Here is a 26,585-nt window from a genome sequence, read left to right on the forward strand (position 1 = left end):
AGCACGGATCGAGGACGGATCGAAGTCGGATCGAGGACGGATCAGAGTCTGGACGCGTTGCGCCGGAACGCCCAGTTCATGTCCGGCTCGGTCAGCGGACGCAGCACCCGCCGTACCGGCGGCGTGCACAGCAGAGTCACGGCACCGGCCGCGACCACGGAGACGAGGACCAGACCGCCGGGCGCGGCGAGCCACGCGTGGGCGTCGAAGACCCCGGCGTATCCGGCGCCCTTGATCAGGAATCCGTGCAGCAGGTAGCCGCAGATCGTTCCGGCGCCGAGCACCGTGAACCACATGGGGCGGGTCGGCACACAGGACAGGAAAGCGACGGTGAGCAGCAGCGCGCACGCGAACATCACGAGTGTCATCACGGCGCCGGACCACCACGGAGCGCCCATCTCCTGAGCGCTGTTGCTGCGGTAGAACCAGCCCAACTGCATGCGTGGCGCGAGCCAGTACGCGAGAGCCAGGCCCCCGGCGAACAGCGGGAGCGCGAGCATCCGCACCTCACGCCGACGGACCAGCTCGAAATGCTCGGGCCTGAGTTGGAGCCCCAGCACGAAGAACGGCAGGAACTGCAGAACGCGCTGGAGATCGAGATCATCGCCGATCGTCGGGGAGAAAGAAGCGAGCACGGCGATGACGAGTGCCACCGGCAGTGGATGGCGCAGCGCCTGCCACAGCGGTGTGGTGATCCGCCAGATGAACAGAGCGACCAGGAACCAGGTGAGATACAAGGGGTCGGTCAGACTGATCGGCTGATCGGGCGAGTGGTCCGCGTACCGCTTGAACAGCGAATACGCCGTCTCGAACACCACATACGGCACGGCGACGCCGGTGACCAGGCGTTTTACCTTGGGGGCCGACATGTCGAACGAGCGGGAGAAATAGCCGGAGACGATGATGAACGCCGGCATGTGAAAGGTGTACGCGACCATGTACAGCGCGCGGGTGGTCCGGCTGCCGTCCATCACCGGTTCCCACGCGTGGGCCACCGCGACAAGCACGATGGCCAGGTATTTGACGTTGTCGAAGTAGGCGTCGCGCTTCTTCGCCGGCGGGGTGGTCGAAGGCTTGTTCGTTACCGTTGCCGGAGGTGGCGCGGTGGTGGTCGTCGTCCCTTGACGTCTGGGCTCCGACTCCCGGGTCGCTGATGGGAGCGGGGCCCTCTGAAATACGTTCGGAGCGTGGAACATCTAAAGCACCTTAGACGCCCCGATTGCAATTCGTAAAACCGTCCTCGGATATTGCGTGTCCGCGTCCAATCAAAAGCGAAACCGCCGAAAACCGCCCGCTATGCCCCGATTCATCCACCTTAAATAGGGCATAGCGGCAGGCTGTCGAGGTGAGTGAATTTCATCGCACCATGTCGTGGAATTCCATGTGAATGAAGTGTGCGGGTATGGAAACCGTTGCGTCGCCTCGCTGTTGTGATTATTCGATTCACAAGCGACTCACAGGTGCGTGGCGTCCCGGCGATATTCCGTGCCACCTCTCGTGTGCAGCCGTGCGCCCCCAGGCGCACAGGGGGGCGCAAGGATGGCGCGATCCCGCCCGTTCGATCCGTCACCTGGCAGCGACAAGGGGGGAGTTGGTGGCACGATGGGTGGAACGGAGGGGTGCTCGGCCGCACGCCTCCGGGCCGGCAAGGCGGACCGACCAAAGGTGTGATCAGTCGTGGCCATTTCACTGTCTGTGGTGCTTCTGTTGGCGATCATCCTGGTGGTCCTGATCCGAGGCGGCTCCATCAAGCCCGGGCCCGCGATCGTCGCGGTGCTCTTCGGCTTCTTCCTCGCATCGACCGGCCTGGCGCCGTCGATCAACAGGTTCATGGACTCGATAGCCGAGACCATCAACCAGATCAGCTTCTGACCCGGCCGCGCCCCGATCCGGGCTTCGGCGCTCCCGATCCGCGAGCGCGCGTCGACGCACCGCGATGACTCCGCGAGCGCGCGTCGACGACCGCGATCCGTGCTTCGGGATGCCGTGATTCCGTGATTCCGGGAATGGCGATCCGTGCCTCGACGCGCCCCGGCCGCAACGCGAAAGGCCCGGCCCGACGAGGAATTCGTCGGGCCGGGCCCAGCGTGGAGCGGGCGACGGGAATCGAACCCGCGTAGCTAGTTTGGAAGACTAGGGCTCTACCATTGAGCTACGCCCGCAAGCACCGCACCGCTGGTCCGGGGACCGGCGGCAACGAGAAGCATCGTAGCGGGTCGTGGGCGTTGCCCGCACACCGCGTGGCGATCGTCCGACTGTCGCGTGCGGTGCCGCCCGCGCAAAGCGGCGGATGCACTGCCTCTCTGCATGTACCCTACGTGTCGCACCGACGGGGTGTGGCGCAGCTTGGTAGCGCGTCCGCTTTGGGAGCGGAAGGTCGTCGGTTCGAATCCGGCCACCCCGACCACCGGCAGGACCGAAAGCCCGCAAGCAAGATCGCAGACCGCCTGCGGGAGCGCATTGTGGGAGTGCGTCTCCTTGCCGTTACTATGCAAAATGCGTGCCCGTGTGTCTGATGTACCGGGCTCGGTCCGCGAAGCCGCCTCCGGGGCGGCGGAGCAGAACCCCAAGAAGTCAGCCACCAAGGAGACCGAACCGTGAAGAGCGCCGTGGAGACCCTGAACCCGACCCGGGTTCGGCTCACTGTCGAGGTGCCCTTCGAGGAGCTCAAGGACAGCCTCGACGCGGCGTACAAGAAGATCAACCAGCAGGTCACGGTGAAGGGCTTCCGCAAGGGCAAGATCCCTGCCCGGATCATCGACCAGCGGTTCGGCCGCGGTGCGGTGCTGGAGGAGGCCGTCAACGACGCCCTCCCGAAGTTCTACACCGAGGCTGTCAACGAGGGTGAGCTCAACGTCCTCGGCCAGCCCGAGGTCGACATCACCGAGCTGAAGGACGGCGAGCTGCTGGCCTTCACCGCCGAGGTTGACGTACGCCCCGAGATCGAGATCCCGGACTACTCCGGCATCGAGGTCACCGTCGACGCCCTCGAAGTCAGCGACGAGGACATCGAGAAGGCCGTGGAGCAGCTGCGCGAGCGCTTCGCCTCCACCAACCCGGTCGAGCGCGCCGCCGCCGAGGGCGACGTCGTGACGATCGACCTGGAGGCCAAGGTCGACGGCGAGGTCCTGGAGGACGGCGTGGCCGACGGTGTCTCGTACACCATCGGTTCCGGTGAGCTCCTCGACGGCATCGACGCCGCCGTCACCGGCCTGGAGGCGGGTGGCGAGGCCACCTTCACCTCCGAGCTGAAGGGCGGCTCGGCCGAGGGCAAGGAGGCAGAGGTCACCGTCAAGGTCACCGCCGTCGCCGCCCGCGAGCTCCCCGAGCTGGACGACGACTTCGCCCAGATGGCGAGCGAGTTCGACACCCTCGACGAGCTGAAGGCCGACAGCCGCAAGCGCCTGGAGAGCACCAAGCAGTACGACCAGGCCACCCAGGCCCAGGAGCGCGTGCTCGACGAGCTGCTGAAGCTGGCCGAGATCCCGATCCCGGAGAAGCTGCTCGCGGACGAGGTCCAGACCCGCAAGCACAACCTGGAGCACCACCAGCTCGGTCAGATGGGTCTGACCCTCGACAAGTACCTGGAGATCCAGGGCAAGACGGTCGAGGAGTTCGAGGCCGAGACCTCCGAGCAGGCGACCAAGGGCATCAAGACCCAGTTCCTGCTGGACGAGATCGTCAACAAGGAGAAGCTGAACGTCAACCAGGAGGAGCTCACCGAGCACCTCATGCGGCGCGCTGCTTCCTCCGGCATGAGCCCCGACCAGTTCGCCCAGGCCGTCGTCGAGGGCGGCCAGGTGCCGATGCTCGTCGGCGAGGTCGCCCGCGGCAAGGCGCTGGCCGTGGTCGTCGAGGCCGCCAAGGTCGTCGACACCAAGGGTGAGATCGTCGACCTGGAGGACGACGAGGAAGAGGCCATCGACGAGAAGACCGAGGCCTGAGCCTCGCGCTGAACCCGTACGACGGGCTCCGGACGCTCCCCGCGTCCGGAGCCCGTCGTCGTACGGCGCACGGTGCCCCACAACCCTTGTGCGGACTGCGGAGCTTGCGCTCCCAGCGAACAGTTGCGGAAGCGGGATGGCGTTGTCCCACCTGCGCGTTAGGGTCCATGAATAGGAAGGGCAGGGGAGCCCCCGCCCCACCCGGTACGAAGACGCTGAGACGGCCGGAGCCGTCAGAGACGAGCAGGTGGATACGTGACGAATCTGATGCCCTACGCCGCCGGAGAGCCGTCCCTCGGTGGAGGCCTCGGTGACCAGGTCTACAGCCGGCTGCTCGGCGAGCGCATCATCTTCCTCGGTCAGCAGGTCGACGATGAGATCGCCAACAAGATCACGGCGCAGCTGCTTCTCCTCGCCGCTGAGCCGGAGAAGGACATCTACCTCTACATCAACAGCCCCGGCGGTTCGGTGACGGCAGGCATGGCGGTCTACGACACCATGCAGTACATCCCGAACGACGTGGTCACCATCGGTATGGGCATGGCGGCCTCGATGGGCCAGTTCCTGCTCACCGGCGGCACCGCGGGCAAGCGCTTCGCGCTCCCGAACACCGACATCCTCATGCACCAGGGTTCGGCCGGCATCGGCGGTACGGCCTCGGACATCAAGATCCAGGCCCAGTACCTGCTGCGCACCAAGCGGCGCATGGCTGAGATCACCGCCCGCCACTCCGGCCAGACGGTCGAGACGATCATCCGCGACGGCGACCGCGACCGCTGGTACACCGCGGAGGAGGCCAAGGAGTACGGCCTCATCGACGAGATCATCTCGATCGCGTCGGGCGTTCCGGGCGGCGGCGGCACCGGCGCCTGATCCGGTCACCACCGGATCCGGCTCCACCGCCCCGCGCACCTCTCGTACGCCGAGAAACCCAGCCACAGAACGCCACCAGGATGGTGAACACCCACATGAACAACTTCCCCGGCGCCTCCGCGAGCGGCCTCTACACGGGCCCGCAGGTGGACAACCGCTACATCGTGCCGCGCTTCGTGGAGCGCACCTCGCAGGGCGTGCGTGAGTACGACCCGTACGCGAAGCTCTTCGAAGAGCGCGTGATCTTCCTCGGCGTGCAGATCGACGACGCCTCGGCCAACGACGTCATGGCGCAGCTGCTGTGCCTGGAGTCGATGGACCCGGACCGCGACATCTCGATCTACATCAACAGCCCCGGCGGCTCGTTCACGGCGCTCACCGCGATCTACGACACGATGCAGTTCGTGAAGCCGGACATCCAGACGGTCTGCATGGGCCAGGCGGCCTCCGCCGCGGCCGTGCTGCTCGCCGCGGGTACGCCCGGCAAGCGGCTGGCGCTGCCCAACGCCCGTGTGCTGATCCACCAGCCGTCCTCGCAGACGGGCCGCGAGCAGCTCTCCGACCTGGAGATCGCGGCCAACGAGATCCTGCGGATGCGTACCCAGCTGGAGGAGATGCTGGCCAAGCACTCCACCACGCCGCTGGACAAGATCCGCGACGACATCGAGCGTGACAAGATTCTGACCGCCGAGGACGCCCTCGCCTACGGTCTCATCGACCAGATCGTGTCGACCCGCAAGCAGGCGGCCACGGCCGTCTGACGTCGGTCTTCACCCCTTGGCGCGGCCGGTTCGCACCGCATCGGCGGTGTGAACCGCGCCAAGGGGGGCCCGAACGGGGGGCAAGGCAAGGTACCGTCGGATAGAGGCACCAGGAGCCGCTGAACCAAAGCTGCTCCCAGGCGAAGGGGAAGCACCTCGTGGCACGCATCGGTGATGGCGGCGATCTGCTCAAGTGCTCGTTCTGCGGAAAGAGCCAGAAGCAGGTGAAGAAGCTCATCGCGGGACCCGGTGTGTACATCTGCGACGAGTGCATCGATCTCTGCAACGAGATCATCGAGGAGGAGCTCGCGGAGACCTCCGAGGTGCGGTGGGAGGAACTCCCCAAGCCGCGCGAGATCTACGAGTTCCTTGAGGGGTACGTCGTCGGGCAGGAGCCCGCGAAGAAGGCCCTCTCGGTCGCTGTGTACAACCACTACAAGCGCGTCCAGGCCGGCGAGAACGGCGGCGCGCAGGGCCGGGACGACGCCATCGAGCTGGCCAAGTCCAACATCCTGCTGCTGGGCCCCACGGGCTCCGGCAAGACGCTCCTCGCGCAGACCCTGGCCCGCATGCTCAACGTCCCGTTCGCCATCGCCGACGCGACGGCGCTGACGGAGGCCGGCTATGTCGGCGAGGACGTCGAGAACATCCTGCTGAAGCTGATCCAGGCCGCGGACTACGACGTCAAGAAGGCCGAGACCGGGATCATCTACATCGACGAGATCGACAAGGTCGCCCGCAAGAGCGAGAACCCGTCGATCACCCGCGATGTCTCCGGCGAGGGCGTCCAGCAGGCCCTGCTGAAGATCCTGGAGGGCACCACCGCCTCCGTACCGCCGCAGGGCGGCCGGAAGCACCCGCACCAGGAGTTCATCCAGATCGACACGACGAACGTGCTGTTCATCGTGGGCGGCGCCTTCTCCGGCCTGGAGAGGATCATCGAGTCGCGCGCGGGTGCCAAGGGCATCGGCTTCGGCGCCACGATCCGCTCCAAGCGGGAGATCGAGGCGAGTGACCAGTTCCAGGAGGTCATGCCGGAGGACCTGGTGAAGTTCGGGATGATCCCGGAGTTCATCGGCCGGCTGCCCGTCCTCACCTCGGTGCACAACCTGGACCGCGAGGCGCTGCTGCAGATCCTCGTCGAGCCGCGCAACGCGCTGGTGAAGCAGTATCAGCGGCTGTTCGAACTCGACGGTGTCGAGCTGGACTTCGACCGCCCGGCCCTGGAGGCCATCGCCGACCAGGCGATCCTGCGCGGCACCGGCGCGCGTGGCCTGCGGGCCATCATGGAAGAGGTCCTCCAGTCCGTGATGTACGAGGTGCCGTCCCGCAAGGACGTCGCCCGCGTCGTCATCACGGCCGACGTGGTCCGCAACAACGTCAACCCGACCCTGGTCCCGCGCGAGCCGCGGACGATCGGCAAGGGTGACGACGGACGGCACGAGAAGTCCGCGTAGCCGTCCCCGGAACAGACCGAAGGGGCGCCCGGCCAGGTGAACTGGCGGGCGCCCCTTCGGTGTTGCCGTGATCAGACCTTGGTGCGGGAGGTGTTGTAGAGCTTGGCGGCCAGCGCGGCCACATCGTCCTGGGACATGCCCTTGCCGGCCATGGAGAGCGCGACGTCGACACCGCTCACCACGCCGACCGTGCTGTAGTCGGCCCAGACGCATGTGGGGATGGTGAACTCCTTGGGTCCGTTCTGGGCGGTTCCGTCACCCTTGCTGTTGGTCACCTTGATGTCCTGGCACTTCATCAGCGCTCCCTCGAACCCGGACGGGGTCACCGCCTTCGGGCTGCCGACGAGGGAGTACTCCATGCCTGTGGTGTCTTTCTCCTGCTTCATTTCGTTCTCTTTGTTCGCGAACGAACTGTCGATGACCTTCGCCGGGTCGGTGACGTCACCCCAAATGCCCTGGAGCGTGAGGCCCTTGACGCTCAGCTGGTTCTTCTGGTCACCCATGCTGTACTGCGCCACCGTCTGCTGAGGATCCTTGATCCCCATGCCCTCGGCCTTCGTCTTGCTCTCACCGGTCAACGGCGCCGACGCAGTCGAACCCGACGACTCCTTCTTGTACTCGCCCACCGACGCGGCCGGCGTCAGCTTGTAGCCCTTGGTGGAGTCCGCCACATCACTGTTGCTCGCGCCGCCGCCCGACGTCAGGAAGTACACCCCGCCCGCGATGACCGCCAGCGCCACGACCACGCCACCGATGATCAGGCCCGTCTTCTTCTTCGGCTGGGCCGGGGGGTACGGCGGCTGGCCGCCGTACTGCGGGCCACCGTACGGGGGCGTGGGCGGCTGCTGGCCGTACGGGCCCGGCTGCTGGGCCGGCGGGTAGCCGTAGCCCGGCTGCTGCGGCGGGACACCTGGGGGAGCCTGCTGCGGGTACCCGTAACCCGGCTGGCCCTGCGGAGGCTGGCCGCCGTACGGTCCGGGCTGCTGGCCGTAGGGGCCCGGCTGACCCTGCGGAGGCTGACCGCCGTACGGGCCCGGCTGCCCCTGAGGCGGCTGGCCGCCGTACGGGCCGGGCTGACCCTGCGGAGGCTGGCCGCCGTACGGGCCCGGCTGGTTGTAGCTCATGAGCGGTGTCCCCTGTTCGTGATGCTTATGCGTTTCGAACATTTTGACGGAAGGTCCGCCGTCGTGGGGCGCCGGGAGGCACACCGTTACTGAACAATCCCGTTTCAATGCACGACCGCGACGGCTCTAAACTGTCCCCCGTGACCGAGAACACTCAGCAGACGCCAGCCAGCAACCCCGAACTGCCGACCCAGTACACACCGGCCGAGGTAGAGGGGAAGCTGTATGAGCGCTGGGTAGAACGTGGTTACTTCGAAGCCGACGAGCACAGCGACAAGCCGCCGTACTCCATCGTCATTCCGCCGCCGAACGTCACGGGCAGCCTGCACCTGGGGCATGCCTTCGAGCACACGCTGATCGACGCCCTCGTCCGCCGCAAGCGCATGCAGGGTTTCGAGGCGCTGTACCAGCCCGGGATGGACCACGCCGGCATCGCCACCCAGAACGTCGTCGAGCGTGAGCTGGCCAAGGAGGGCAAGTCCCGCCACGACCTGGGCCGTGAGGCGTTCGTCGAACGCGTCTGGAAGTGGAAGAACGAGTCCGGCGGCCAGATCTCCGGCCAGATGCGCCGGCTCGGCGAGGGCGTCGCCTGGTCCCGTGAGCGCTTCACCATGGACGAGGGCCTGTCCACCGCCGTCCAGACCGTCTTCAAGCAGATGTACGACGACGGCCTGATCTACCGCGCCGAGCGCATCATCAACTGGTGCCCGCGCTGTCTGACCGCGATCTCCGACATCGAGGTCGAGTACCAGGACGACGACGGCGAGCTCGTCTCCATGACGTACGGGGACGGTGACGACACGATCGTCGTCGCCACGACCCGCGCCGAGACGATGCTCGGTGACACCGCGGTCGCCGTCCACCCCGACGACGAGCGCTACCGGCACCTCGTCGGCAGGCAGATCAAGCTGCCGCTGACCGACCGCACGATCCCCGTCGTCGCGGACCACCACGTCGACCCGGAGTTCGGCACCGGCGCCGTCAAGGTGACCCCCGCCCACGACCCGAACGACTTCGAGATCGGCAAGCGTCACGACCTGCCGTTCCTCACGGTCATGGACGAGCGCGCCGTCATCACCGTCCCCGGCCCCTTCGAGGGCCTGGACCGTCTGGAGGCCCGCTCCGCCATCGTCGGCGCACTGCGCGCCGAGGGCAGGATCGTCACCGAGAAGCGCCCGTACCTCCACTCCGTCGGCCACTGCTCGCGCTGCAAGACCACCATCGAGCCCCGGCTGTCGCTCCAGTGGTGGGTCAAGGTCGCGCCGCTCGCCAAGGCGGCCGGTGACGCCGTCCGCGACGGCAGCGTCACGATCCACCCGCAGGAGATGGAGAAGCGGTACTTCGACTGGGTCGACAACCTCCACGACTGGACGATCTCGCGCCAGCTCTGGTGGGGCCACCGCATCCCCGTCTGGTACGGCCCGAACGGCGAGGTCGTCTGCGTCGGACCGGACGACGAGATCCCCACCGGCGAGGGCTGGACGCAGGACACTGACGTCCTGGACACCTGGTTCTCCTCCGGGCTGTGGCCGTTCTCCACCCTCGGCTGGCCCGAGCGGACCGACAGCCTCGCGAAGTTCTATCCGAACTCCGTCCTGGTCACCGGCTACGACATCCTCTTCTTCTGGGTCGCCCGGATGATGATGTTCGGCCTCTACGTCAACGACGGCGTCCCGCCCTTCAAGACCATCGTCCTGCACGGCATGGTCCGTGACGAGTTCGGCAAGAAGATGTCGAAGTCGTTCGGCAACGTCGTCAACCCGCTGGACTGGATGGACAAGTACGGCTCCGACGCGCTGCGCTTCACCCTGGCGCGCGGTGCCAACCCCGGCACCGACGTCCCGATCGGCGAGGAGTGGGTCCAGGGTTCCGCCAAGTTCGCCAACAAGATCTGGAACGCCACCCGCTTCGCCCTGATGAACGGCGCGACGATCGAGGGCGAACTGCCGTCCGCCGACGAGATGTCGGTGACCGACCGCTGGATCCTCTCCCGCCTGGGCAAGACCGTCGCCGAAGTCGACGCGTACTACGACGACTTCCAGTTCTCCAAGCTCAGCGAGGCACTGCGGCACTTCGCCTGGGACGAGGTCTTCGACTGGTACGTCGAACTGTCCAAGACCACGTTCTTCGCGGGCGGCAAGCCGGCCGAGGTCTCGGGCCGGGTCCTCGGTGAGGTCCTCGACGTCATGCTGCGACTGCTGCACCCGGTCGTCCCGTTCGTCACGGAGACGCTCTGGACCGCGCTCACCGGCCGGGAGTCCGTCGTCATCGCCGACTGGCCGAGCGACTCCGGGTTCCGCGACGACGCGGCCGAGCGAGAGATCGAACTCGTCCAGCAGGTCGTCACCGAGGTCCGCCGGTTCCGCTCCGACCAGGGCCTGCAGCCCGGCCAGAAGGTCCCGGCCCAGCTCACCCTGACCGGCACCGCGCTCGCCCCGCACGAGGCCGCCATCCGCCAGCTGCTGCGCCTGCAGCCCGCCGGTGACGGCTTCCAGGCGACCGCCACCCTGCCGGTCGCCGGGGCCACGGTCGCCCTCGACCTGTCCGGCACGATCAACGTCGAGGCCGAGCGCAAGCGCCTGACGAAGGACCTGGGCGCCGCCGAGAAGGAGAAGGCGCAGGCGGTCGGCAAGCTCTCCAACGAGGCGTTCCTCGGCAAGGCCCCGGACAACGTGGTCGACAAGATCCGCGGCCGGCTCGCCAAGGCCGAGGCGGACATCGAGCGGATCACCGCCCAGCTGGCGAATCTGCCGCAGGGCTGACCACCCGGGACGAAGCCCCCGCACGCCCTCAGCAGGCCGTGCGGGGGCTTCGCCGTCCGCGTACGGCCGGGCCCGGCCCCCCGCACCACCGGGCGCTGCGCGCGATGTCCGCGCCCATCCGTAGACTGGCCCCGTGAGTGAGCCCCGCCCTTCCGACCCGCACGACGCCTCCGATCCCGACGAGACCTTCGCGGAGATCGTCGACGAAGCGACCCAGCGCGATCCCGACCTGGCGGTGATCGAGGCCGGGAGCCGTACGCTGCGCGCCCGTTCCGGACCGCCGCAGGGTCAGGACGTCCCCGCCCGCCCCGCCGACCCCGAGGTGGACAAGGCACTGCGGGCGGTGGAGCAGGAGCTCGCCGGTCGCTGGGGCGAGACCAAGCTGGAGCCCTCCGTCACGCGCATCGCCGCGCTGATGGACGTGCTCGGCGAGCCGCAGCGCGCGTACCCCTCGATCCACATCACCGGGACCAACGGCAAGACGAGCACGGCCCGCATGATCGAGGCCCTGCTCGGCGCCTTCGATCTGCGTACCGGCCGCTACACCTCGCCGCACGTCCAGTCGATCACCGAGCGGATCAGTCTGGACGGATCCCCGATGGATCCCGAGCGGTTCATCGAGACGTACCAGGACATCAAGCCGTACGTGGAGATGGTCGACGCCCAGCAGCCGTACCGGCTCTCCTTCTTCGAGGTGCTGACGGGCATGGCGTACGCGGCCTTCGCCGACGCGCCGGTCGATGTCGCCGTCGTCGAGGTCGGCATGGGCGGCACCTGGGACGCGACGAACGTCATCGACTCCTCCGTCGCCGTCGTCACCCCCATCTCGCTGGACCACACCGACCGGCTGGGCAATACGCCGGCCGAGATCGCGGGTGAGAAGGCCGGGATCATCAAGCGGGGCGCCACGGTCATCCTCGCGCAGCAGCCGGTCGACGCCGCGCAGGTGATGCTGAAGAAGGCCGTCGAGGTCGATGCGACGGTCGCCCGCGAGGGCATGGAGTTCGGCGTCGTCTCCCGCGAGATCGCCGTCGGCGGGCAGCTGCTGACGCTGCGCGGACTCGGCGGCGAGTACGAGGAGGTCTTCCTCCCGCTGTACGGCGCCCACCAGGCGCACAACGCGGCGGTGGCGCTCTGCGCCGTGGAGGCGTTCTTCGGGATCGGTGCCGAGCAGCCCGGGGCGCTCGACGCGGAGACGGTCCGCCGGGCCTTCGCCTCGGTGATCTCGCCGGGCCGCCTCGAAGTCGTCCGCTCCAGCCCGACCGTCGTCCTGGACGCGGCCCACAACCCGGCGGGCGCCCGTGCCACCGCCGACGGGCTCTCCGAGGCGTTCGGCTTCTCCCGGCTGATCGGGGTCGTCGGCGCCAGCGGCGACAAGGACGTCAAGGGGCTCCTCGAAGCCTTCGAGCCGATCTTCGCCGAGGTCGTCATCACCCAGAACTCCAGCAGCCGCGCGATGGACGCCGACGCGCTGGCCGCCGTCGCCGTCGAGGTCTTCGGCGACGAGCGCGTCCAGGTCGAACCACGCCTCGACGACGCGCTGGAGGCGGCGATCACCCTCGCCGAGGAAGAGGACGAGTACGCGGGAGCCGGAGTCCTGGTGACCGGTTCCGTGATCACGGTCGGCGAGGCCCGACTGCTCCTGGGAAGGCACTGACCGACGTGCGTACGCTCTGTGCATCGACACTGATCGGCGAGTTCTTCGTGATCGGCTTCGCCGGACTCGTCGCGATGAAGTCCGACGACCTGACGAACGCCACGGTCTGGACGGTCTGCGGCATCGGCATGCTGCTGTCCGTGCTGCTCTGCGGGATGATCAGCCGCCCGGGCGGGGTGCAGCTCGGCTGGGTGCTGCAGATCGCCCTGGTGCTCAGCGGCTTCTTCGTCCCCATGATGTTCATCCTCGGCGTGGTCTTCGGCGCACTGTGGTGGGCCTCGGTGCACTACGGCCGCAAGATCGACGAGGCGAAGGCCCGCTGGGCGACCGCACAGGAGGCGGCCGACAGCCCCGCCGGTGGCTGATCCGGTGCCCCGGGGCCAAACCCGGCCGCGGGCCCGTCACCGTACCCCTGTAGCCTCGCCTCACCGCACCCGCTTGCCTGCAAGGAGCCGCACACCATGACCCAGCGCACCCTCGTCCTCCTCAAGCCCGACGCCGTCCGGCGCGGACTCGTCGGCGAGATCGTCGGGCGGATCGAGCGCAAGGCCGGCTGGCGGATCACCGCAATGGAGCTGCGCACCCTCGACCGCGCCACGCTGGAGCAGCACTACGCGGAGCACGTCGGGCGTCCGTTCTACGAGCCGCTCGTCGAGTTCATGCAGTCCGGCCCGATCGTGGCGCTGGTCGCCGAGGGCGAGCGGGTCATCGAGGGCGTCCGTACACTGACCGGCCCCACCGACCCGATCGCCGCCGCGCCCGGCTCGATCCGTGGTGACTTCGGCACGATCACCCGGGAGAACCTCATCCACGCGTCGGACTCCGAGGAGTCCGCGGAGCGCGAACTGAAGCTTTTCTTCCCGGGGCTCTCCTGACCTCGGATCAGCCGTTCAGCCGCTGATGACCTGGGGCGACCGAATTAATTCGGTCGCCCTTCGGCATAGGGTCGTGGATCGCGGGAACGCATCACTCCGACGTAACGTCACCATGAGTGGGACGGCCACCCGTTCCGCCCACACCGGCGAAGGCCCCTCGCGCGGTGGCCGTGCTCACGGCACTACGATGGAATCTTCCACACCCGCCGCGCTCACCTCGCCGACCAGAACAAGCCATCATCGCTTTCTCGGAAGGCCCGACGCATCCTCATGGGGAACAAGGGGAACTCAATGTCGTTCATCGGCCGTGACATGGCTATCGACCTCGGGACTGCCAACACGCTGGTGTACGTCAGGGGGCGCGGCATCGTTCTGAACGAGCCGTCCGTCGTGGCCATCAACACCAACACCGGCGGAATCCTGGCGGTCGGGTCCGAGGCCAAGAAGATGATCGGGCGCACGCCGGGCAACATCGTTGCCGTGCGGCCCCTGAAGGACGGCGTCATCGCCGACTTCGAGATCACGGAGCGCATGCTCCGCTACTTCATCCTGAAGATCCACAAGCGCCGCTACCTGGCCCGCCCGCGGGTCGTCGTCTGCGTGCCCTCCGGCATCACCGGAGTCGAGCGACGTGCCGTCATCGAGGCGTCGACGCAGGCCGGCGCGCGCCAGGTGCACATCATCGAGGAGCCCATGGCGGCGGCCATCGGCTCCGGGCTGCCGGTCCACGAGGCCACCGGCAACATGGTCGTCGACATCGGCGGCGGCACCACCGAGGTCGCGGTCATCTCGCTCGGCGGAATCGTCACTGCCCAGTCGATCCGGGTCGCCGGTGACGAGCTGGACAACGCGATCATCCAGCACATCAAGAAGGAGTACTCGCTCCTCCTGGGTGAGCGCACCGCCGAACAGATCAAGATCACGATCGGTTCGGCGTACGACATGGACAAGGAGGAGCACACCGAGATCCGCGGTCGTGACCTGGTCTCGGGACTGCCCAAGACCGTGGTCATCTCGGCCGCCGAGGTCCGCAAGGCCATCGAGGAGCCGGTCAACGCGATCGTCGACGCCGTGAAGACCACGCTCGACAAGTGCCCGCCCGAGCTGTCCGGTGACGTCATGGACCGCGGCATCGTCCTGACCGGCGGCGGCGCGCTGCTGCGCGGACTGGACGAGCGGCTGCGCCGCGAGACCGGCATGCCGATCCACATCGCCGAGGACCCGCTGGACTCGGTGGCGCTCGGATCCGGCAAGTGCGTCGAGGAGTTCGAGGCGCTCCAGCAGGTGCTGGACGCCCAGCCCCGCAGGTAGCAGGCCCGGCCCCGCAGACGTCCACGGCACGGCTCGTGGGCGTCCACGGCACGGCTCGCGGACGTACGCGACATGCGGTCTGCCGCGCGGACCACTGCCGCTGCGTACGGCCGAACGTTGATATACAGGCACGAACATTCCGACGAGGAAGGCACGGCCGCCGCACGTGAGGGACACACGAGAGAGCCGGCTGCTCCTGGTGCTGCTGATCGCCATCGCGTTCGCATTGATCACGGTGGACATCCGCGGCGGTGAGGAGTCACCCGTGGACGGTGCCCGGCGGGCCGCCGCCACGGTCTTCGGGCCGGTCGAGAACGGAGTGGCGACGGCCGTCGACCCGGTGGGCAACGCCATAGGGGCGGTACGCGACTCCGGCACACGGCACAACCGCATCGCGCAACTGGAGCAGCAGAACGCCGCGCTCAAGACGAAGCTCGGCAGCGACGACCAGAACCGCAACCGGGTCCGCGAACTCGACAAGATGCTGAAGAAGTCGGCCGCCGGACAGTACGGCATCAAGGCCGCCGAGGTCATCGCCATAGGAGCGGCCCAGGGCTTCTCCTGGACGGTCACGATCGACGCGGGCTCCGACGACGGCATCAAGCGCGACATGACCGTCATCAACGGCGACGGTCTCGTCGGCCGGATCACCACCGTCGGCCCGGACACCGCCACGGTGCTCCTCGCCAACGACCCCGACTTCACCGTCGGCACCCGTATGGAGAAGACCGACGAGCTGGGCTTCGCCACGGGCCAGGGAACCCAGCCGCTGTCCGTCCAGTTCCTCAACGGCAAGGCCAAGGTGAACAAGGGGGACCGCCTCGTCACCTTCGGCTCCAGCAAGAACAAGCCGTTCGTGCCCGGCGTCCCGGTCGGCGAGGTCGTCCGCGTCGACCCGTCCGGCGGCGGCCTGACCCGTACGGTCTACGTCCGCCCGTTCGTCGGGTTCACCAAGCTCGACATCGTCGGCGTCGTCGTCCAGGCCCCCCGCGAGGACCCCCGCGACCTGGTCCTGCCGAAGGCACCCACCAAGCCCGCCAAGCCCAAGCCCACCCCGACCGTCACCGTCACGATCTCGCCCAACGGCGACATCGTCGACACCGAGGGCAACGTCGTCGGGAACATCCACGAGAGTCCCGACCCCAGCAACAGCCCGAACCCGAACGACAGTCCGAACGCTTCACCGGGCGTCGACAACGCGGTAGACGAGCAGAGGTAGAGCTGATCCCCATGCGCTTGAACCGGACTCTGCTCTCCGTCGTCCTGGTCGTGTTCGCCCTCGTCGTCCAGGTCTCCGTGCTCGCCCGCCTCCAACTCCCCGGCGCCGTGCCCGATCTGCTGCTCCTCGTCGTCCTCGGACTCGCCTTCGTGTACGGGCATGTCAGCGGCGCCTTCATCGGCTTCGGCGCCGGCCTCCTCGCCGACCTGGCACCGCCCGCCGACCATGCCGCCGGACGCTACGCGCTGGTCCTCTGCGTCATCGGCTACCTCGCCGGACTGGTCAAGCCCGAGAACGGGCAGCTCAAGTCGGCCTTCGTCCCGATGGTCGCGGTCGTCGGCGCGGCGATCGGCTCGACGCTGCTGTACGCACTCGTCGGCGCACTCGTCGGGGACACGGCGGCCCGTCATGTGGGCCTCGGCAGCCTGCTGTTCACCGCGGCCGTCTACGACCTGCTCCTCGCGCCGTTCGTGGTGCCCCTCATCATGGCGATCGCCAGACGCACGGTGAACGATCCGCTCGCCGAGTCGTCCGGCGGCGGCGACGTCGCCGCCGGCTGGCTGGCCTCCGGCACCGGACTGCGGATCGGCAGCCAGCGCGGCGGACTGCGCATCAAGGCCGCCCGCAACCGGGCGGCACGCGCCGGACGGATCAAGGGAGTCAAGCGACTGTGACGCGGTACCCCAGCGGGGACACCTCGCGTACCTCCGGCCCGACCACCACCGGGGGCGCCCCGTGAGCAACATCCCCGAGACCGGCCGCACCCAGCGGGTCCAGATCCGTCTCGTCGTCATCCAGGTCCTCGTCTTCTCCCTGCTGCTCACGCTCGGCGGACGCCTGTGGTACCTCCAGATCCGCAACGGCCAGGAGTACAGCGACGAGGCGAAGAACAACCACGTCCAGCAGGTCGTCCAGCCCGCCGTCCGCGGCTCGATCCTCGACGCGCGCGGCGTGCCCCTCGCCGACAACGAGACCCGCCTCGTCGTCTCCGCCAGCCGCACCGAGCTGTTGAAGATGGAGGACGACGGCAAGGGCGTACTGACCCGGCTCGCCGGCGTCCTCGACATGGAGCCCCAGGAGGTCCTCGACAAGGTCCGGCTCTGCGACGCGAAGACGCCGCAGCCCTGCTGGAACGGTTCGCCCTACCAGCCGATCCCGGTCACCGACGAGGCCACCACCCAGCAGGCCCTCCAGATCCGCGAACGCGCCGAGGACTTCCCCGGCATCACCGCCGAGCCCACCGCCGTACGGCGCTACCCGGCACCCGGCAAGGCCAACACCGCCCAGGTCCTCGGCTACCTCTCGCCCGTCACCGACGAAGAGATCACCAAGGCCCAGGACACCGACTCGCCGTACCTGCGCTCCGACCAGGTCGGCCGCTCCGGCCTGGAACGCACCTACGACAAGGAACTGCGCGGCAAGGCCGGGGTCACCCGCTACGAGGTCGACAACCTCGGCCGCGTCATCGGCCAGGCGAAGAACGACGAGGCGGAGCCCGGCTCCAGCGTCGTCACGTCCATAGACGCCCGGGTCCAGGCCGTTGCCGAGTACGAACTCAACGAGGCCATGAAGGTCGCCCGCCAGTCGTTCGACAAGAACACCGGCGAGAACTACAAGGCCGACTCCGGCGCCGTCGTCGTCATGGAGGCCAAGACCGGCCGCGTCGTCGCGATGGCCTCACTGCCCAACTACGACCCCAACGCCTGGGTCGGCGGCATCTCCGCCAAGGACTACGCCAAACTCACCGGCAAGAAGTCCAACTTCCCGCTGCTGAACCGGGCCATCCAGGGACAGGCCGCCCCCGGCTCGATCTTCAAGGTCATCTCCTCGACCGCGGCGGTCAACGCCGGCTACGCCTTCGACGGCCACTACCCCTGCCCCAGCTCGTACAACGTCGGCGGCCAGACCTTCAAGAACTTCGAGTCGCAGGGCTACGGAGACATCACCATCGGCCGGGCCCTCGAAGTCTCCTGCGACACCGTCTACTACGGCATCGCGCACAAGGAGTGGCTGAAGGACGGCGGCATGAGCCCGAAGAAGAACGCCAAGGACTGGTTCTACAAGACCGCCCACCAGTTCGGCCTCGGCAAGGAGACCGGCATCGACCTCCCCAACGAGGTCAGCGGCCGCGTTCCCGACCGCAAGTGGAAGCAGGACTTCTACAAGGCGAACAAGGACGCCTGGTGCAAGCAGGGCAAGAAGGACGGCTCGTACGTCGAGAAGATCGCGTACGAGAACTGCCTCGAAGGCAACAAGATGCGCGCCGGTGACTCCGTCAACTACTCGATCGGCCAGGGCGACACCCTCGTCACCCCGATCCAGATGGCGACCATCTACGCCGCGATCTCCAACGGCGGCACGCTCTACGACCCCACCGTCGGCAAGGCGATCGTCAGCGGCGACGGAAAGACCGTCCAGGAGATCAAGCCCACGTCGCACGGGAAGCTGCCCTTCTCGCGCAAGACCCGCAACCAGATCGACGGCGCCCTCGCCGGAGTCGCGACCCGCGGTTCGGCCGCCTGGCGATTCGGCGGCTGGCCGCAGGACAAGATCCCCATGCACGCCAAGACGGGTACCGCCGAGGTCTACGGCAAGCAGACGACGTCGTGGTTCGCCACGTACACCAAGGACTACTCGATCGTCATGACGATCTCCCAGGGTGGTACGGGCTCCGGCGCCTCCGGGCCCGCCGTGCGCAACATCTACGACGCGCTCTACGGACTCGACGACTCCGGCAAGCAGGACCTCAAGAAGGCACTGCTGCCCACCCCGCAGAAGTCCCTGCCGAAGATCCAGCACGACGGCTCGATCGACGCCCCGCAGATCAAGCCGTACGACCCGGACTCGCAGAAGACGCCGCAGGAGCAGACCCTCGCAGCGGTGCTCGGGAGGCGTGACTGATGGCAGGCTTCTCCGTCTCGCGGTACGCCCCCGAACGCTCCGCCTGGGGCAAACTCGTCGCCCGCGACTCCGTCATGCGCAAACTCGACTGGCCGATGCTCTGGGCCGCGATCGCGCTCTCCTTCATCGGCTCGCTGCTGGTCTACTCGGCCACCCGCGGCCGTGACTCGCTCACCCACGGAGACCCGTACTACTTCCTGTTCCGGCACGCCCTCAACACCGGCATCGGCTTCGCCCTGATGGTCGGCACGCTCTGGCTCGGCCACCGCACGCTGCGCGGCGCCGTCCCGATCCTCTACGGCATCTCCGTGCTCCTCGTGCTGGCGGTCCTCACACCGCTCGGCGCCACCGTCAACGGCGCGCACGCCTGGATCATCATCGGCGGCGGCTTCTCGCTCCAGCCGTCCGAGTTCACCAAGATCACCATCATTCTGGTCATGGCGATGCTGCTGGCCGAGCGCGTCGACGCGGGGGACCAGCTCCACCCCGACCACCGCACCGTCGCCAAGGCCCTCGCTCTGGCCGCCGTCCCGATGGCCGTCGTCATGGGCATGCCGGACCTCGGCTCCGTGATGGTCATGGTCGTCATCGTGCTCGGTGTGCTCCTCGCCTCCGGCGCCTCCAACCGCTGGATCTTCGGCCTCCTCGGCGCGGGCACGGCGGGCGCCGTCGCCATCTGGCAGCTCGGTCTCCTCGACGAGTACCAGATCGCCCGCTTCGCCGCCTTCGCCAACCCCGCACTCGACCCGGCGGGCGTCGGCTACAACACCAACCAGGCACGCATCGCGATCGGCTCCGGCGGCCTCACCGGAACCGGCCTCTTCCAGGGCACGCAGACCACCGGCCAGTTCGTCCCCGAGCAGCAGACCGACTTCGTCTTCACCGTCGCGGGCGAGGAGCTCGGCTTCGTCGGCGCCGGGCTGATCCTCGTCCTCCTCGGCATCGTCCTGTGGCGCGCCTGCCGGATCGCCCGCGAGACGACCGAGCTGTACGGCACGATCGTCGCCGCCGGGATCATCGCGTGGTTCGCCTTCCAGGCGTTCGAGAACATCGGGATGACCCTCGGCATCATGCCGGTCGCCGGGCTTCCCCTGCCGTTCGTCTCGTACGGAGGATCCTCGATGTTCGCCGTCTGGGTCGCCGTCGGACTGCTCCAGTCGATCAGGGTGCAGCGCCCGATAAGCGCCTGATCCAGGTCGAGAGCACTGCCCATCCGGGCGCAACACGTCTAGATTCGGTTCATGGCGGACTCGAAGCGTGAGATCGAGCGGAAGTACGAAGCCACCGCGGAGACCCGGCTCCCCGACCTCGGCCGGGCGGCCGGTGTCGCAGCCGTCGACCACCGGGGCACCGACGAACTGGACGCCGTCTACTACGACACCGCAGACCTCCGGCTCGCGGCGGACGCCCTCACCCTGCGCCGCCGCACCGGAGGCGGCGACGCGGGCTGGCACCTCAAATTCCCGGTCGCCTCCGGCATCCGGGACGAACTGCGGGAACCGCTCTCCGACACACTCCCGCGCTCCCTCGCAGGACTGCTCCGCTCCCGGGTCCGAAGGAGCGAACTCGTCCCCGTCGTACGGCTGCGCACCACCCGTGACGTCCACCACCTGCTCGACGCCGACGGCGCGCTGCTCGCCGAGGCCAGTGTCGACACGGTGCGGGCCGACCGGCTCACGGGCACCGGGGGCACGGCCGGCTGGACCGAGATCGAGGTCGAACTCGCCGACGACGGCGACCCCGCCCTCCTCGACGCCGTCGAACGCCTGCTGCGCAAAGCCGGCGTCCTCCCCTCCGCCCTGCCGTCCAAGCTGGCCAGGGCGCTCGCCGAGACCGCACCGGAGGGGCAGCGGAAGCGGGACGAGGGGGAGGAGACCCCCCACCCCACCGCGGGCGACCACGTCCTCGCGTACCTCCGCCGCCAGACCGAGGCGATCGTCGCCCTCGACCCCGCCGTACGCCGCGACCTCCCCGACTCCGTGCACCAGATGCGCGTCGCCACCCGCCGCCTGCGCAGCGCGCTGCGGACGTACCGGAAGGTCCTCGACCGGAACGTCACCGATCCGGTCGGCGACGAGCTGAAGTGGCTGGCGGCCGAACTCGGCGTCGACCGCGACCAGGAGGTCCTCGGCGCCCGGCTGCGGTCCGGCCTCGACGAGCTGCCCCGCACCCTGCTCCTCGGCCCCGTCCGCGGCAGGCTCAGGATCTGGTCGGTGGCCCGCAGCGGCGGATCCCGGCGCCGGACCGTCGCCGTACTCGACGGAAAGCGGTACCTGGCACTCCTGGAGAGCCTCGACACCCTGCTCGCCGCCCCGCCGCTGCTGCCCGCCGCCTCCCACACCCCCGAACGGGCACTGCCCCGCGCCGTGCTGAAGGACTACGAACGCCTCGCGACCCGCGTCGGCCACGCCCTGGACCTCCCGCCCGGCCACGCCAGGGACCTCGCCCTGCACGACGCCCGCAAGGCCGCCAAACGCGCCCGCTACGCGGCGGAGGCGGCCCGGCCCGCGCTCGGGAAGCCGGCCAAGCGGATCGCCGAACGGATGAAGGCCGTGCAGAGCCTCCTCGGCGACCACCAGGACAGCGTGGTGGCCCGTGACGCCCTGCGCGCCCTGGCCGTCCAGGCACACGCGGCGGGCGAGCCGACGTTCACCTGGGGACTGCTGTACGGGCGGGAGGAAGCGGCCGCCGCCGACCGGGAACGGGAGCTGCCGCACGTCTGGAAGCGGGCGTCGGGGCCACGTCTGACGGCTGCGCTGAGAGGCTGAGCGGCGGGGTACGCTTGATGGTCACCCTTGCCGGCTCTCGAAAGTGCGCGATGTCTGTCGATTCGGTCTTCCCACAGCTCGAAGCTCTGCTCCCGCATGTGCAGAAGCCCATCCAGTACGTCGGCGGTGAGCTGAACTCCACCGTCAAGCCGTGGGACGAATGCGACGTCCGCTGGGCGCTGATGTACCCGGACGCCTACGAGGTCGGACTCCCCAACCAGGGCGTCATGATCCTCTACGAGGTGCTCAACGAACGCCAGGGCGTCCTCGCCGAGCGCACCTACAGCGTGTGGCCGGACCTCGAAGAACTGATGCGCGAGCACCGCGTCCCGCAGTTCACCGTGGACAGCCACCGACCGGTCAAGGCGTTCGACGTCTTCGGGCTGAGCTTCTCGACCGAGCTCGGCTACACCAACATGCTCACGGCCCTGGACCTCGCGGGCATCCCGCTGGACGCCGGGGACCGCACGGTCGACGACCCGATCGTGCTGGCCGGCGGACACGCCGCGTTCAACCCGGAGCCGATCGCCGAGTTCATCGACTGCGCGGTCATCGGCGACGGTGAGCAGGCCGTCCTGGAGATCACCGAGATCGTCCGCGCCTGGAAGGCCGAGGGCCGTCCGGGGGGTCGCGAGGAGGTGCTGTTCCGTCTCGCGAAGACCGGCGGCGTCTACGTCCCCCGCTTCTACGACGTCGAATACCTCCCGGACGGGCGCATCGGCCGGGTCGTACCCAACAAGTCGGGCGTGCCGTGGCGGGTGTCCAAGCACACCGTGATGGACCTCGACGAGTGGCCGTACCCCAAGCAGCCCCTCGTCCCCCTCGCCGAGACCGTCCACGAGCGGATGTCCGTCGAGATCTTCCGCGGCTGCACCCGCGGCTGCCGTTTCTGCCAGGCCGGCATGATCACGCGCCCCGTGCGGGAGCGAAGCATCACCGGCATCGGCGACATGGTCGACAAGGGCCTCAAGGCGACCGGCTTCGAAGAGGTCGGCCTGCTCTCGCTGTCCTCCGCGGACCACACCGAGATCGGCGAGATCGCCAAGGGCCTCGCCGACCGCTACACCGACGACAAGATCGGCCTCTCGCTGCCCTCGACCCGCGTCGACGCGTTCAACGTGGACCTGGCCAACGAACTGACCCGCAACGGCCGCCGCTCGGGCCTCACCTTCGCCCCCGAGGGCGGCTCCGAGCGCATGCGCAAGGTCATCAACAAGATGGTCTCGGAAGAGGACCTCATCCGCACCGTCGCCACCGCGTACGGCAACGGCTGGCGCCAGGTGAAGCTGTACTTCATGTGCGGCCTGCCCACGGAGACCGACGAGGACGTCCTCCAGATCGGTGACATGGCGGTCAACGTGATCGCCAAGGGCCGCGAGGTCTCCGGCCAGAACGACATCCGCTGCACCGTCTCCATCGGCGGCTTCGTGCCCAAGCCGCACACGCCGTTCCAGTGGGCCCCGCAGCTCGGCGCCGAGGAGACCGACGCCCGGCTGGCCAAGCTCCGCGACAAGATCCGGGGCGACAAGAAGTACGGCCGCTCGATCGGCTTCCGCTACCACGACGGCAAGCCCGGCATCGTCGAGGGCCTGCTCTCGCGCGGCGACCGCCGCGTCGGCTCCGTCATCCGCGCGGTCTACGAGTCCGGTGGCCGCTTCGACGGCTGGCGCGAGTACTTCAGCTACGACCGCTGGATGAGCGCCGCCAAGAAGACGCTGCCCGGCTACGGCGTGGACGTCGACTGGTACACCACCCGCGAGCGGACCTACGAGGAGGTCCTGCCCTGGGACCACCTGGACTCCGGCCTCGACAAGGACTGGCTCTGGGAGGACTGGCAGGACTCGCTCGACGAGACCGAGGTCGAGGACTGCCGCTGGACGCCGTGCTTCGACTGCGGGGTGTGTCCTCAGATGGACACCAGTATCCAGATCGGCCCGACCGGCAAGAAGTTGCTGCCGCTGTCCGTCGTGAAGCAGCCGTGATCCGCGGCGACGCCGTTCCCCCCGCCCTGGTGACAGCTCGGTGACGAAGGCCCGGTCGGGGAAACTCCCGACCGGGTCTTCGCGTCCTGCACGACATGGACTACGACAAGCACCAGGCCCCGGCGCACTACGGAGCCGGCGAGGGCTGTCTGACCACGCTCATCAGGATTCCGGTACGGATCGTGGTGCTGGTGGTCGTCCTGCCCGTGCGCATCGTCTGGGACGCCCTGGTCGTGGGAGCCCGGGCCGTCGACCGCGTCCTGCTGCGCCCTCTGGGCCGGGGTCTGTCCTGGCTGTTCGCGACGGTGGTCACGAAACCCGCGGTCTGGTTGTACGGGGCGGTGCTCACTCCGGTCGGGCACGGGCTGCGGTGGGTGACCGCCGCGGTCGGGACGGGTCTGCAGTGGCTGGGCGCGGCCGTCTTCGTGTGGCCCTGGGTCGCGCTGTGGCGGTATGTGCTGGTGCCGGTGGTGCGGTACGGGCTCGTGGTGCCGATGGTGTGGCTCTACACGTGGGCGCTCACTCCGGTCGGGCACGGGCTGCGGTGGGTGTACCGCACGCTGCTCACCCCTGCCGGACGGGGCATCGTCGCCGGCGTCGGGTGGGTGCTCACCGCTGTCTTCGTGTGGCCGGTGGTCGGGGTGTGGCGGTATGTCCTGGTGCCGCTCGCGCTCGCCGTCGGCCGGCTGATGAAGCACCTCGTCGTGGCGCCGCTGGCCTGGACGTACCGGGCACTGCTCACGCCGCTCGGCCGCGGCATCGTGTGGCTGGCCGACGTCGTGGCGAGCGGGGTCGTCGCAGCCGCGCGGGGGCTGGGAGCGGCCGTCGGTTGGCTGGTCAGGATGCTGCTCGTGGCCCCCGGCGGCCGGCTGTACCGGCGGGTTCTCGCCCCGGTCGGACGCGAGATCGTCGCCGCGATCGGCGTCGCCTGGCGTATCGCCGGATACATCTCGCGGGCCGTCGGCCGCGGTCTTGCCCGGCTGGCGTGGCATCTCGTCGGAGCTCCGGTGGCCTGGGCCTACCGCACGGTGTGCACCCCGGTCGGTCATTTCGTACGGGACGCCGTCTGGAACCCCGTCAGGAGGGCCGTTGCCGAAGCGGGGCGTACGGCAGGGGCAGTGCTGCGCACGGCCCGCGAGACCGCGGCCCGTGCGCGCCGTGACGTGTGGCGGGCACTGGTCGGCGGGCCCGGGGAGCCGGAGCCCGGGAAACCGGGGAGCCCCCTTGCGCGTACTCTGGGTAGTACAACGACTGTGCCCAGCGCGGCGCCCGAACCAGAGATCTCCCCGCTCGGAGAGAAAGCCGCCGAGCGGGGGTGAGCCGGACCGGACACCCCGGGCCACCCGCATTTCGAGGGCGGCGTGCCACCGCGTCCGTCCCGCACCGAGGAGAAGAACCACTGGGCAAGCGACAGCCCGAAGGCCCGCCGCCCGCACCGGCGGTGCAGCGCATCCGACTGCGCTACACCAAGCGCGGCCGCCTCCGGTTCACCAGCCACCGTGACTTCCAGCGTGCCTTCGAGCGGGCACTGCGCCGCTCCGAAGTGCCCATGGCCTACTCGGCGGGCTTCACACCGCACCCGAAGGTGTCGTACGCCAATGCCGCACCCACCGGCACGGGCAGCGAGGCCGAGTTCCTGGAGATCGCTCTCGCCGAGTTCCGGGATCCCGCCGTACTCCGTGAGCTGCTCGACGCATCGCTTCCGGACGGTCTCGACATCGTCGACGCCGTGGAGGCCCGCACCTCGGGTCTCGCGGACCGGCTGACCGCCTCCGTCTGGGAACTGCGCCTCGACGGGGTCTCCACCGAGGAGGCCGCCAAGGCCGTGGCCGCCTTCAACGGGGCTTCGACCGTCGAGGTCGAGCGCCGGGCGAAGAACGGTATGCGGACCTTCGACGCCCGCGCCGCCGTGATCGACCTGGAGGCTCTTGATCCACAGCCTGATAGGCCCGAGGACAAGCCCTGTGCGATACTGCGGCTGGTTGTTCGGCACGTGACACCTGCCGTGCGACCTGACGACGTCCTGTCCGGTCTCCGCGTTGTGGCCGACCTGGCGCCGCCGGTCCCCGCAGCGGTGACCAGGCTGGCGCAGGGGCTCTTCGACGAGGAGTCCGGCACGGTGACCGACCCGCTCGCGCCCGACCGCGAGGCAGCCCCGGCCGCTCCATCCACAGCCACCGGGACCGCCGTCGCGACGGCGCCGGAAGGTGCAGGTTCCGCGTAAGGCGGTCGTTGCAGCGCAGTCCTGAGACTCGGGAGCCACCTGGGTCGGGCCGCGCGATGACCCATAAGACTTTCGCCAGGCCGTACGCACATCACGTACGGAACCGGCGAGCCAGACATTGAGTTCCCGTGCGGCGCCCGCGCCCCGGACGGCGGTCCCGCGTACATCACGCGGACCGTGCCGGACCGGAACCAGACGCGGCGCCCGGGAGCCTGACGGGAGAACCGCCCGCATGCCCCAGTCCAACGAACCCGGCACGACCGGGAACGTCGAAGAGAACAACGCCCCCGGAGACAAGCTGCCGCCGCGCCGCAGGCGCCGCGCCGCATCCCGGCCGGCCGGCCCGCCCACGGCGGAAGGACAGTCCGCCGCCGCTCCGGCCATACGGGCCGTTGACGCCGTAGTGTCCGAGAACGCCACCGACACCGCTGTCGACAGCGCACCGGAGGCGCAAGCTGCTGCGCCTGCGCGTACGCGTCGTCGTGCGGTGCGTAAGGCGACCGCTCCGGTGGGTGCGCCGCAGGCTGCCGAGGTGGTTGAGGTCGTGGAGCCGGTCGAGGTGGCCGAGCCTCAGGCGGTGTCCGAGGCTGTGTCCGAGGTTGAGCCTGAGGTGGCTGCGCCTGCGCGTGCGCGTCGTCGTGCGGTGCGTAAGGCGACCGCTCCGGTGGGTGCGCCGCAGGCTGCCGAGGTGGTTGAGGTCGTGGAGCCGGTCGAGGTGGCCGAGCCT

At 68.8% G+C, this 26,585-nt stretch carries 20 protein-coding genes, 2 tRNA genes and 1 pseudogene; 20 read left to right on the forward strand and 3 right to left on the reverse strand.

Going from position 1 to position 26,585, the window contains the following annotated elements:
* Nucleotides 1-41: 41 nt before the first annotated feature.
* Entirely contained in the window at nt 42-1,196 is a 1,155-nt protein-coding gene (locus ACFVUT_RS11165; protein ID WP_389645412.1) for an acyltransferase family protein, read from the reverse strand.
* 481 nt (nt 1,197-1,677) lie between these two features.
* Between ACFVUT_RS11165 and ACFVUT_RS11170 the strand changes: the two genes are divergently transcribed.
* Nucleotides 1,678-1,872 (forward strand): hypothetical protein, encoded by a 195-nt coding sequence (locus tag ACFVUT_RS11170; RefSeq protein ID WP_389645415.1) that lies wholly within the window; start codon nt 1,678-1,680, stop codon nt 1,870-1,872.
* 216 nt (nt 1,873-2,088) lie between these two features.
* On the opposite strand, the gene ACFVUT_RS11175 is transcribed toward ACFVUT_RS11170, so the two are convergent.
* Nucleotides 2,089-2,162, reverse strand: a tRNA-Gly gene (locus ACFVUT_RS11175).
* Nucleotides 2,163-2,330: 168 nt separating this feature from the next.
* Between ACFVUT_RS11175 and ACFVUT_RS11180 the strand changes: the two genes are divergently transcribed.
* The 5 genes from ACFVUT_RS11180 to clpX all read left to right on the forward strand — a co-directional run bounded on the left by ACFVUT_RS11180 (nt 2,331) and on the right by clpX (nt 7,035).
* Nucleotides 2,331-2,407 (forward strand) — tRNA-Pro (locus tag ACFVUT_RS11180).
* A 190-nt stretch (nt 2,408-2,597) separates the two neighbouring features.
* Entirely contained in the window at nt 2,598-3,944 is a 1,347-nt protein-coding gene (gene tig / locus ACFVUT_RS11185; protein ID WP_389645418.1) for a trigger factor, read from the forward strand.
* A 267-nt stretch (nt 3,945-4,211) separates the two neighbouring features.
* Nucleotides 4,212-4,817: an ATP-dependent Clp protease proteolytic subunit gene (locus ACFVUT_RS11190; protein WP_389645767.1), complete on the forward strand. Its 606-nt coding sequence runs from the start codon at nt 4,212-4,214 to the stop codon at nt 4,815-4,817.
* Nucleotides 4,818-4,897: 80 nt separating this feature from the next.
* Nucleotides 4,898-5,578: an ATP-dependent Clp protease proteolytic subunit gene (locus tag ACFVUT_RS11195; RefSeq protein WP_389645421.1), complete on the forward strand. Its 681-nt coding sequence runs from the start codon at nt 4,898-4,900 to the stop codon at nt 5,576-5,578.
* Nucleotides 5,579-5,736: 158 nt separating this feature from the next.
* On the forward strand, nt 5,737-7,035 hold the full coding sequence (clpX, locus tag ACFVUT_RS11200; protein WP_114244485.1) for an ATP-dependent Clp protease ATP-binding subunit ClpX: 1,299 nt from the start codon (nt 5,737-5,739) through the stop codon (nt 7,033-7,035).
* A gap of 71 nt (nt 7,036-7,106) precedes the next feature.
* Here the strand turns inward: clpX and ACFVUT_RS11205 are convergent, their stop codons facing one another.
* Nucleotides 7,107-8,159, reverse strand: coding sequence for a hypothetical protein (locus ACFVUT_RS11205; RefSeq protein ID WP_389645424.1), 1,053 nt, complete (start codon nt 8,157-8,159; stop codon nt 7,107-7,109).
* Between the two features lie 140 nt (nt 8,160-8,299).
* Here ACFVUT_RS11205 and ACFVUT_RS11210 point away from each other — a divergent pair, with 140 nt between their 5' ends.
* From ACFVUT_RS11210 to ACFVUT_RS11275, 14 genes and pseudogenes are all read left to right on the forward strand, one after another.
* Complete coding sequence (locus ACFVUT_RS11210; RefSeq protein ID WP_389645427.1) at nt 8,300-10,921, forward strand: valine--tRNA ligase; 2,622 nt, start codon at nt 8,300-8,302, stop codon at nt 10,919-10,921.
* A gap of 133 nt (nt 10,922-11,054) precedes the next feature.
* Nucleotides 11,055-12,578 carry a bifunctional folylpolyglutamate synthase/dihydrofolate synthase gene (locus tag ACFVUT_RS11215; protein WP_389645430.1) on the forward strand — a complete coding sequence of 508 codons (1,524 nt, stop codon included), beginning with the start codon at nt 11,055-11,057 and terminating at the stop codon, nt 12,576-12,578.
* A 5-nt stretch (nt 12,579-12,583) separates the two neighbouring features.
* Complete coding sequence (locus tag ACFVUT_RS11220; protein WP_389645433.1) at nt 12,584-12,943, forward strand: DUF4233 domain-containing protein; 360 nt, start codon at nt 12,584-12,586, stop codon at nt 12,941-12,943.
* A gap of 96 nt (nt 12,944-13,039) precedes the next feature.
* Nucleotides 13,040-13,453 carry a nucleoside-diphosphate kinase gene (gene ndk / locus ACFVUT_RS11225; RefSeq protein ID WP_389645436.1) on the forward strand — a complete coding sequence of 138 codons (414 nt, stop codon included), beginning with the start codon at nt 13,040-13,042 and terminating at the stop codon, nt 13,451-13,453.
* A gap of 291 nt (nt 13,454-13,744) precedes the next feature.
* The gene (locus ACFVUT_RS11230) at nt 13,745-14,764 is read left to right on the forward strand and encodes a rod shape-determining protein (RefSeq protein ID WP_389645439.1); all 1,020 of its coding nucleotides are present in this window, start codon (nt 13,745-13,747) and stop codon (nt 14,762-14,764) included.
* 166 nt (nt 14,765-14,930) lie between these two features.
* Complete coding sequence (mreC, locus tag ACFVUT_RS11235) at nt 14,931-15,983, forward strand: rod shape-determining protein MreC (RefSeq protein WP_389645442.1); 1,053 nt, start codon at nt 14,931-14,933, stop codon at nt 15,981-15,983.
* A gap of 11 nt (nt 15,984-15,994) precedes the next feature.
* Nucleotides 15,995-16,657 carry a rod shape-determining protein MreD gene (gene mreD, locus ACFVUT_RS11240; RefSeq protein ID WP_389645444.1) on the forward strand — a complete coding sequence of 221 codons (663 nt, stop codon included), beginning with the start codon at nt 15,995-15,997 and terminating at the stop codon, nt 16,655-16,657.
* 61 nt (nt 16,658-16,718) lie between these two features.
* Entirely contained in the window at nt 16,719-18,884 is a 2,166-nt protein-coding gene (mrdA, locus tag ACFVUT_RS11245) for a penicillin-binding protein 2 (RefSeq protein WP_389645445.1), read from the forward strand.
* On the forward strand, nt 18,884-20,074 hold the full coding sequence (rodA, locus tag ACFVUT_RS11250; protein WP_389645446.1) for a rod shape-determining protein RodA: 1,191 nt from the start codon (nt 18,884-18,886) through the stop codon (nt 20,072-20,074). The genes mrdA and rodA overlap by 1 nt, the downstream gene beginning before the upstream one ends.
* A gap of 51 nt (nt 20,075-20,125) precedes the next feature.
* Nucleotides 20,126-21,652 carry a CHAD domain-containing protein gene (locus ACFVUT_RS11255; protein WP_389645448.1) on the forward strand — a complete coding sequence of 509 codons (1,527 nt, stop codon included), beginning with the start codon at nt 20,126-20,128 and terminating at the stop codon, nt 21,650-21,652.
* A 50-nt stretch (nt 21,653-21,702) separates the two neighbouring features.
* Nucleotides 21,703-23,634, forward strand: a complete 1,932-nt coding sequence (locus tag ACFVUT_RS11260; protein ID WP_389645450.1) for a TIGR03960 family B12-binding radical SAM protein — start codon at nt 21,703-21,705, stop codon at nt 23,632-23,634.
* A 95-nt stretch (nt 23,635-23,729) separates the two neighbouring features.
* The gene (locus ACFVUT_RS11265) at nt 23,730-24,953 is read left to right on the forward strand and encodes a hypothetical protein (protein ID WP_389645451.1); all 1,224 of its coding nucleotides are present in this window, start codon (nt 23,730-23,732) and stop codon (nt 24,951-24,953) included.
* Between the two features lie 122 nt (nt 24,954-25,075).
* Nucleotides 25,076-25,858, forward strand: a complete 783-nt coding sequence (locus tag ACFVUT_RS11270; RefSeq protein ID WP_389645453.1) for a TIGR03936 family radical SAM-associated protein — start codon at nt 25,076-25,078, stop codon at nt 25,856-25,858.
* Between the two features lie 232 nt (nt 25,859-26,090).
* A pseudogene (locus ACFVUT_RS11275) lies at nt 26,091-26,585 on the forward strand (ribonuclease E/G); the annotation flags it as partial.

Origin of the sequence: Streptomyces sp. NPDC058051 (assembly GCF_042885475.1) — a bacterium.
Taxonomy (GTDB): Bacteria; Actinomycetota; Actinomycetes; order Streptomycetales; family Streptomycetaceae; genus Streptomyces.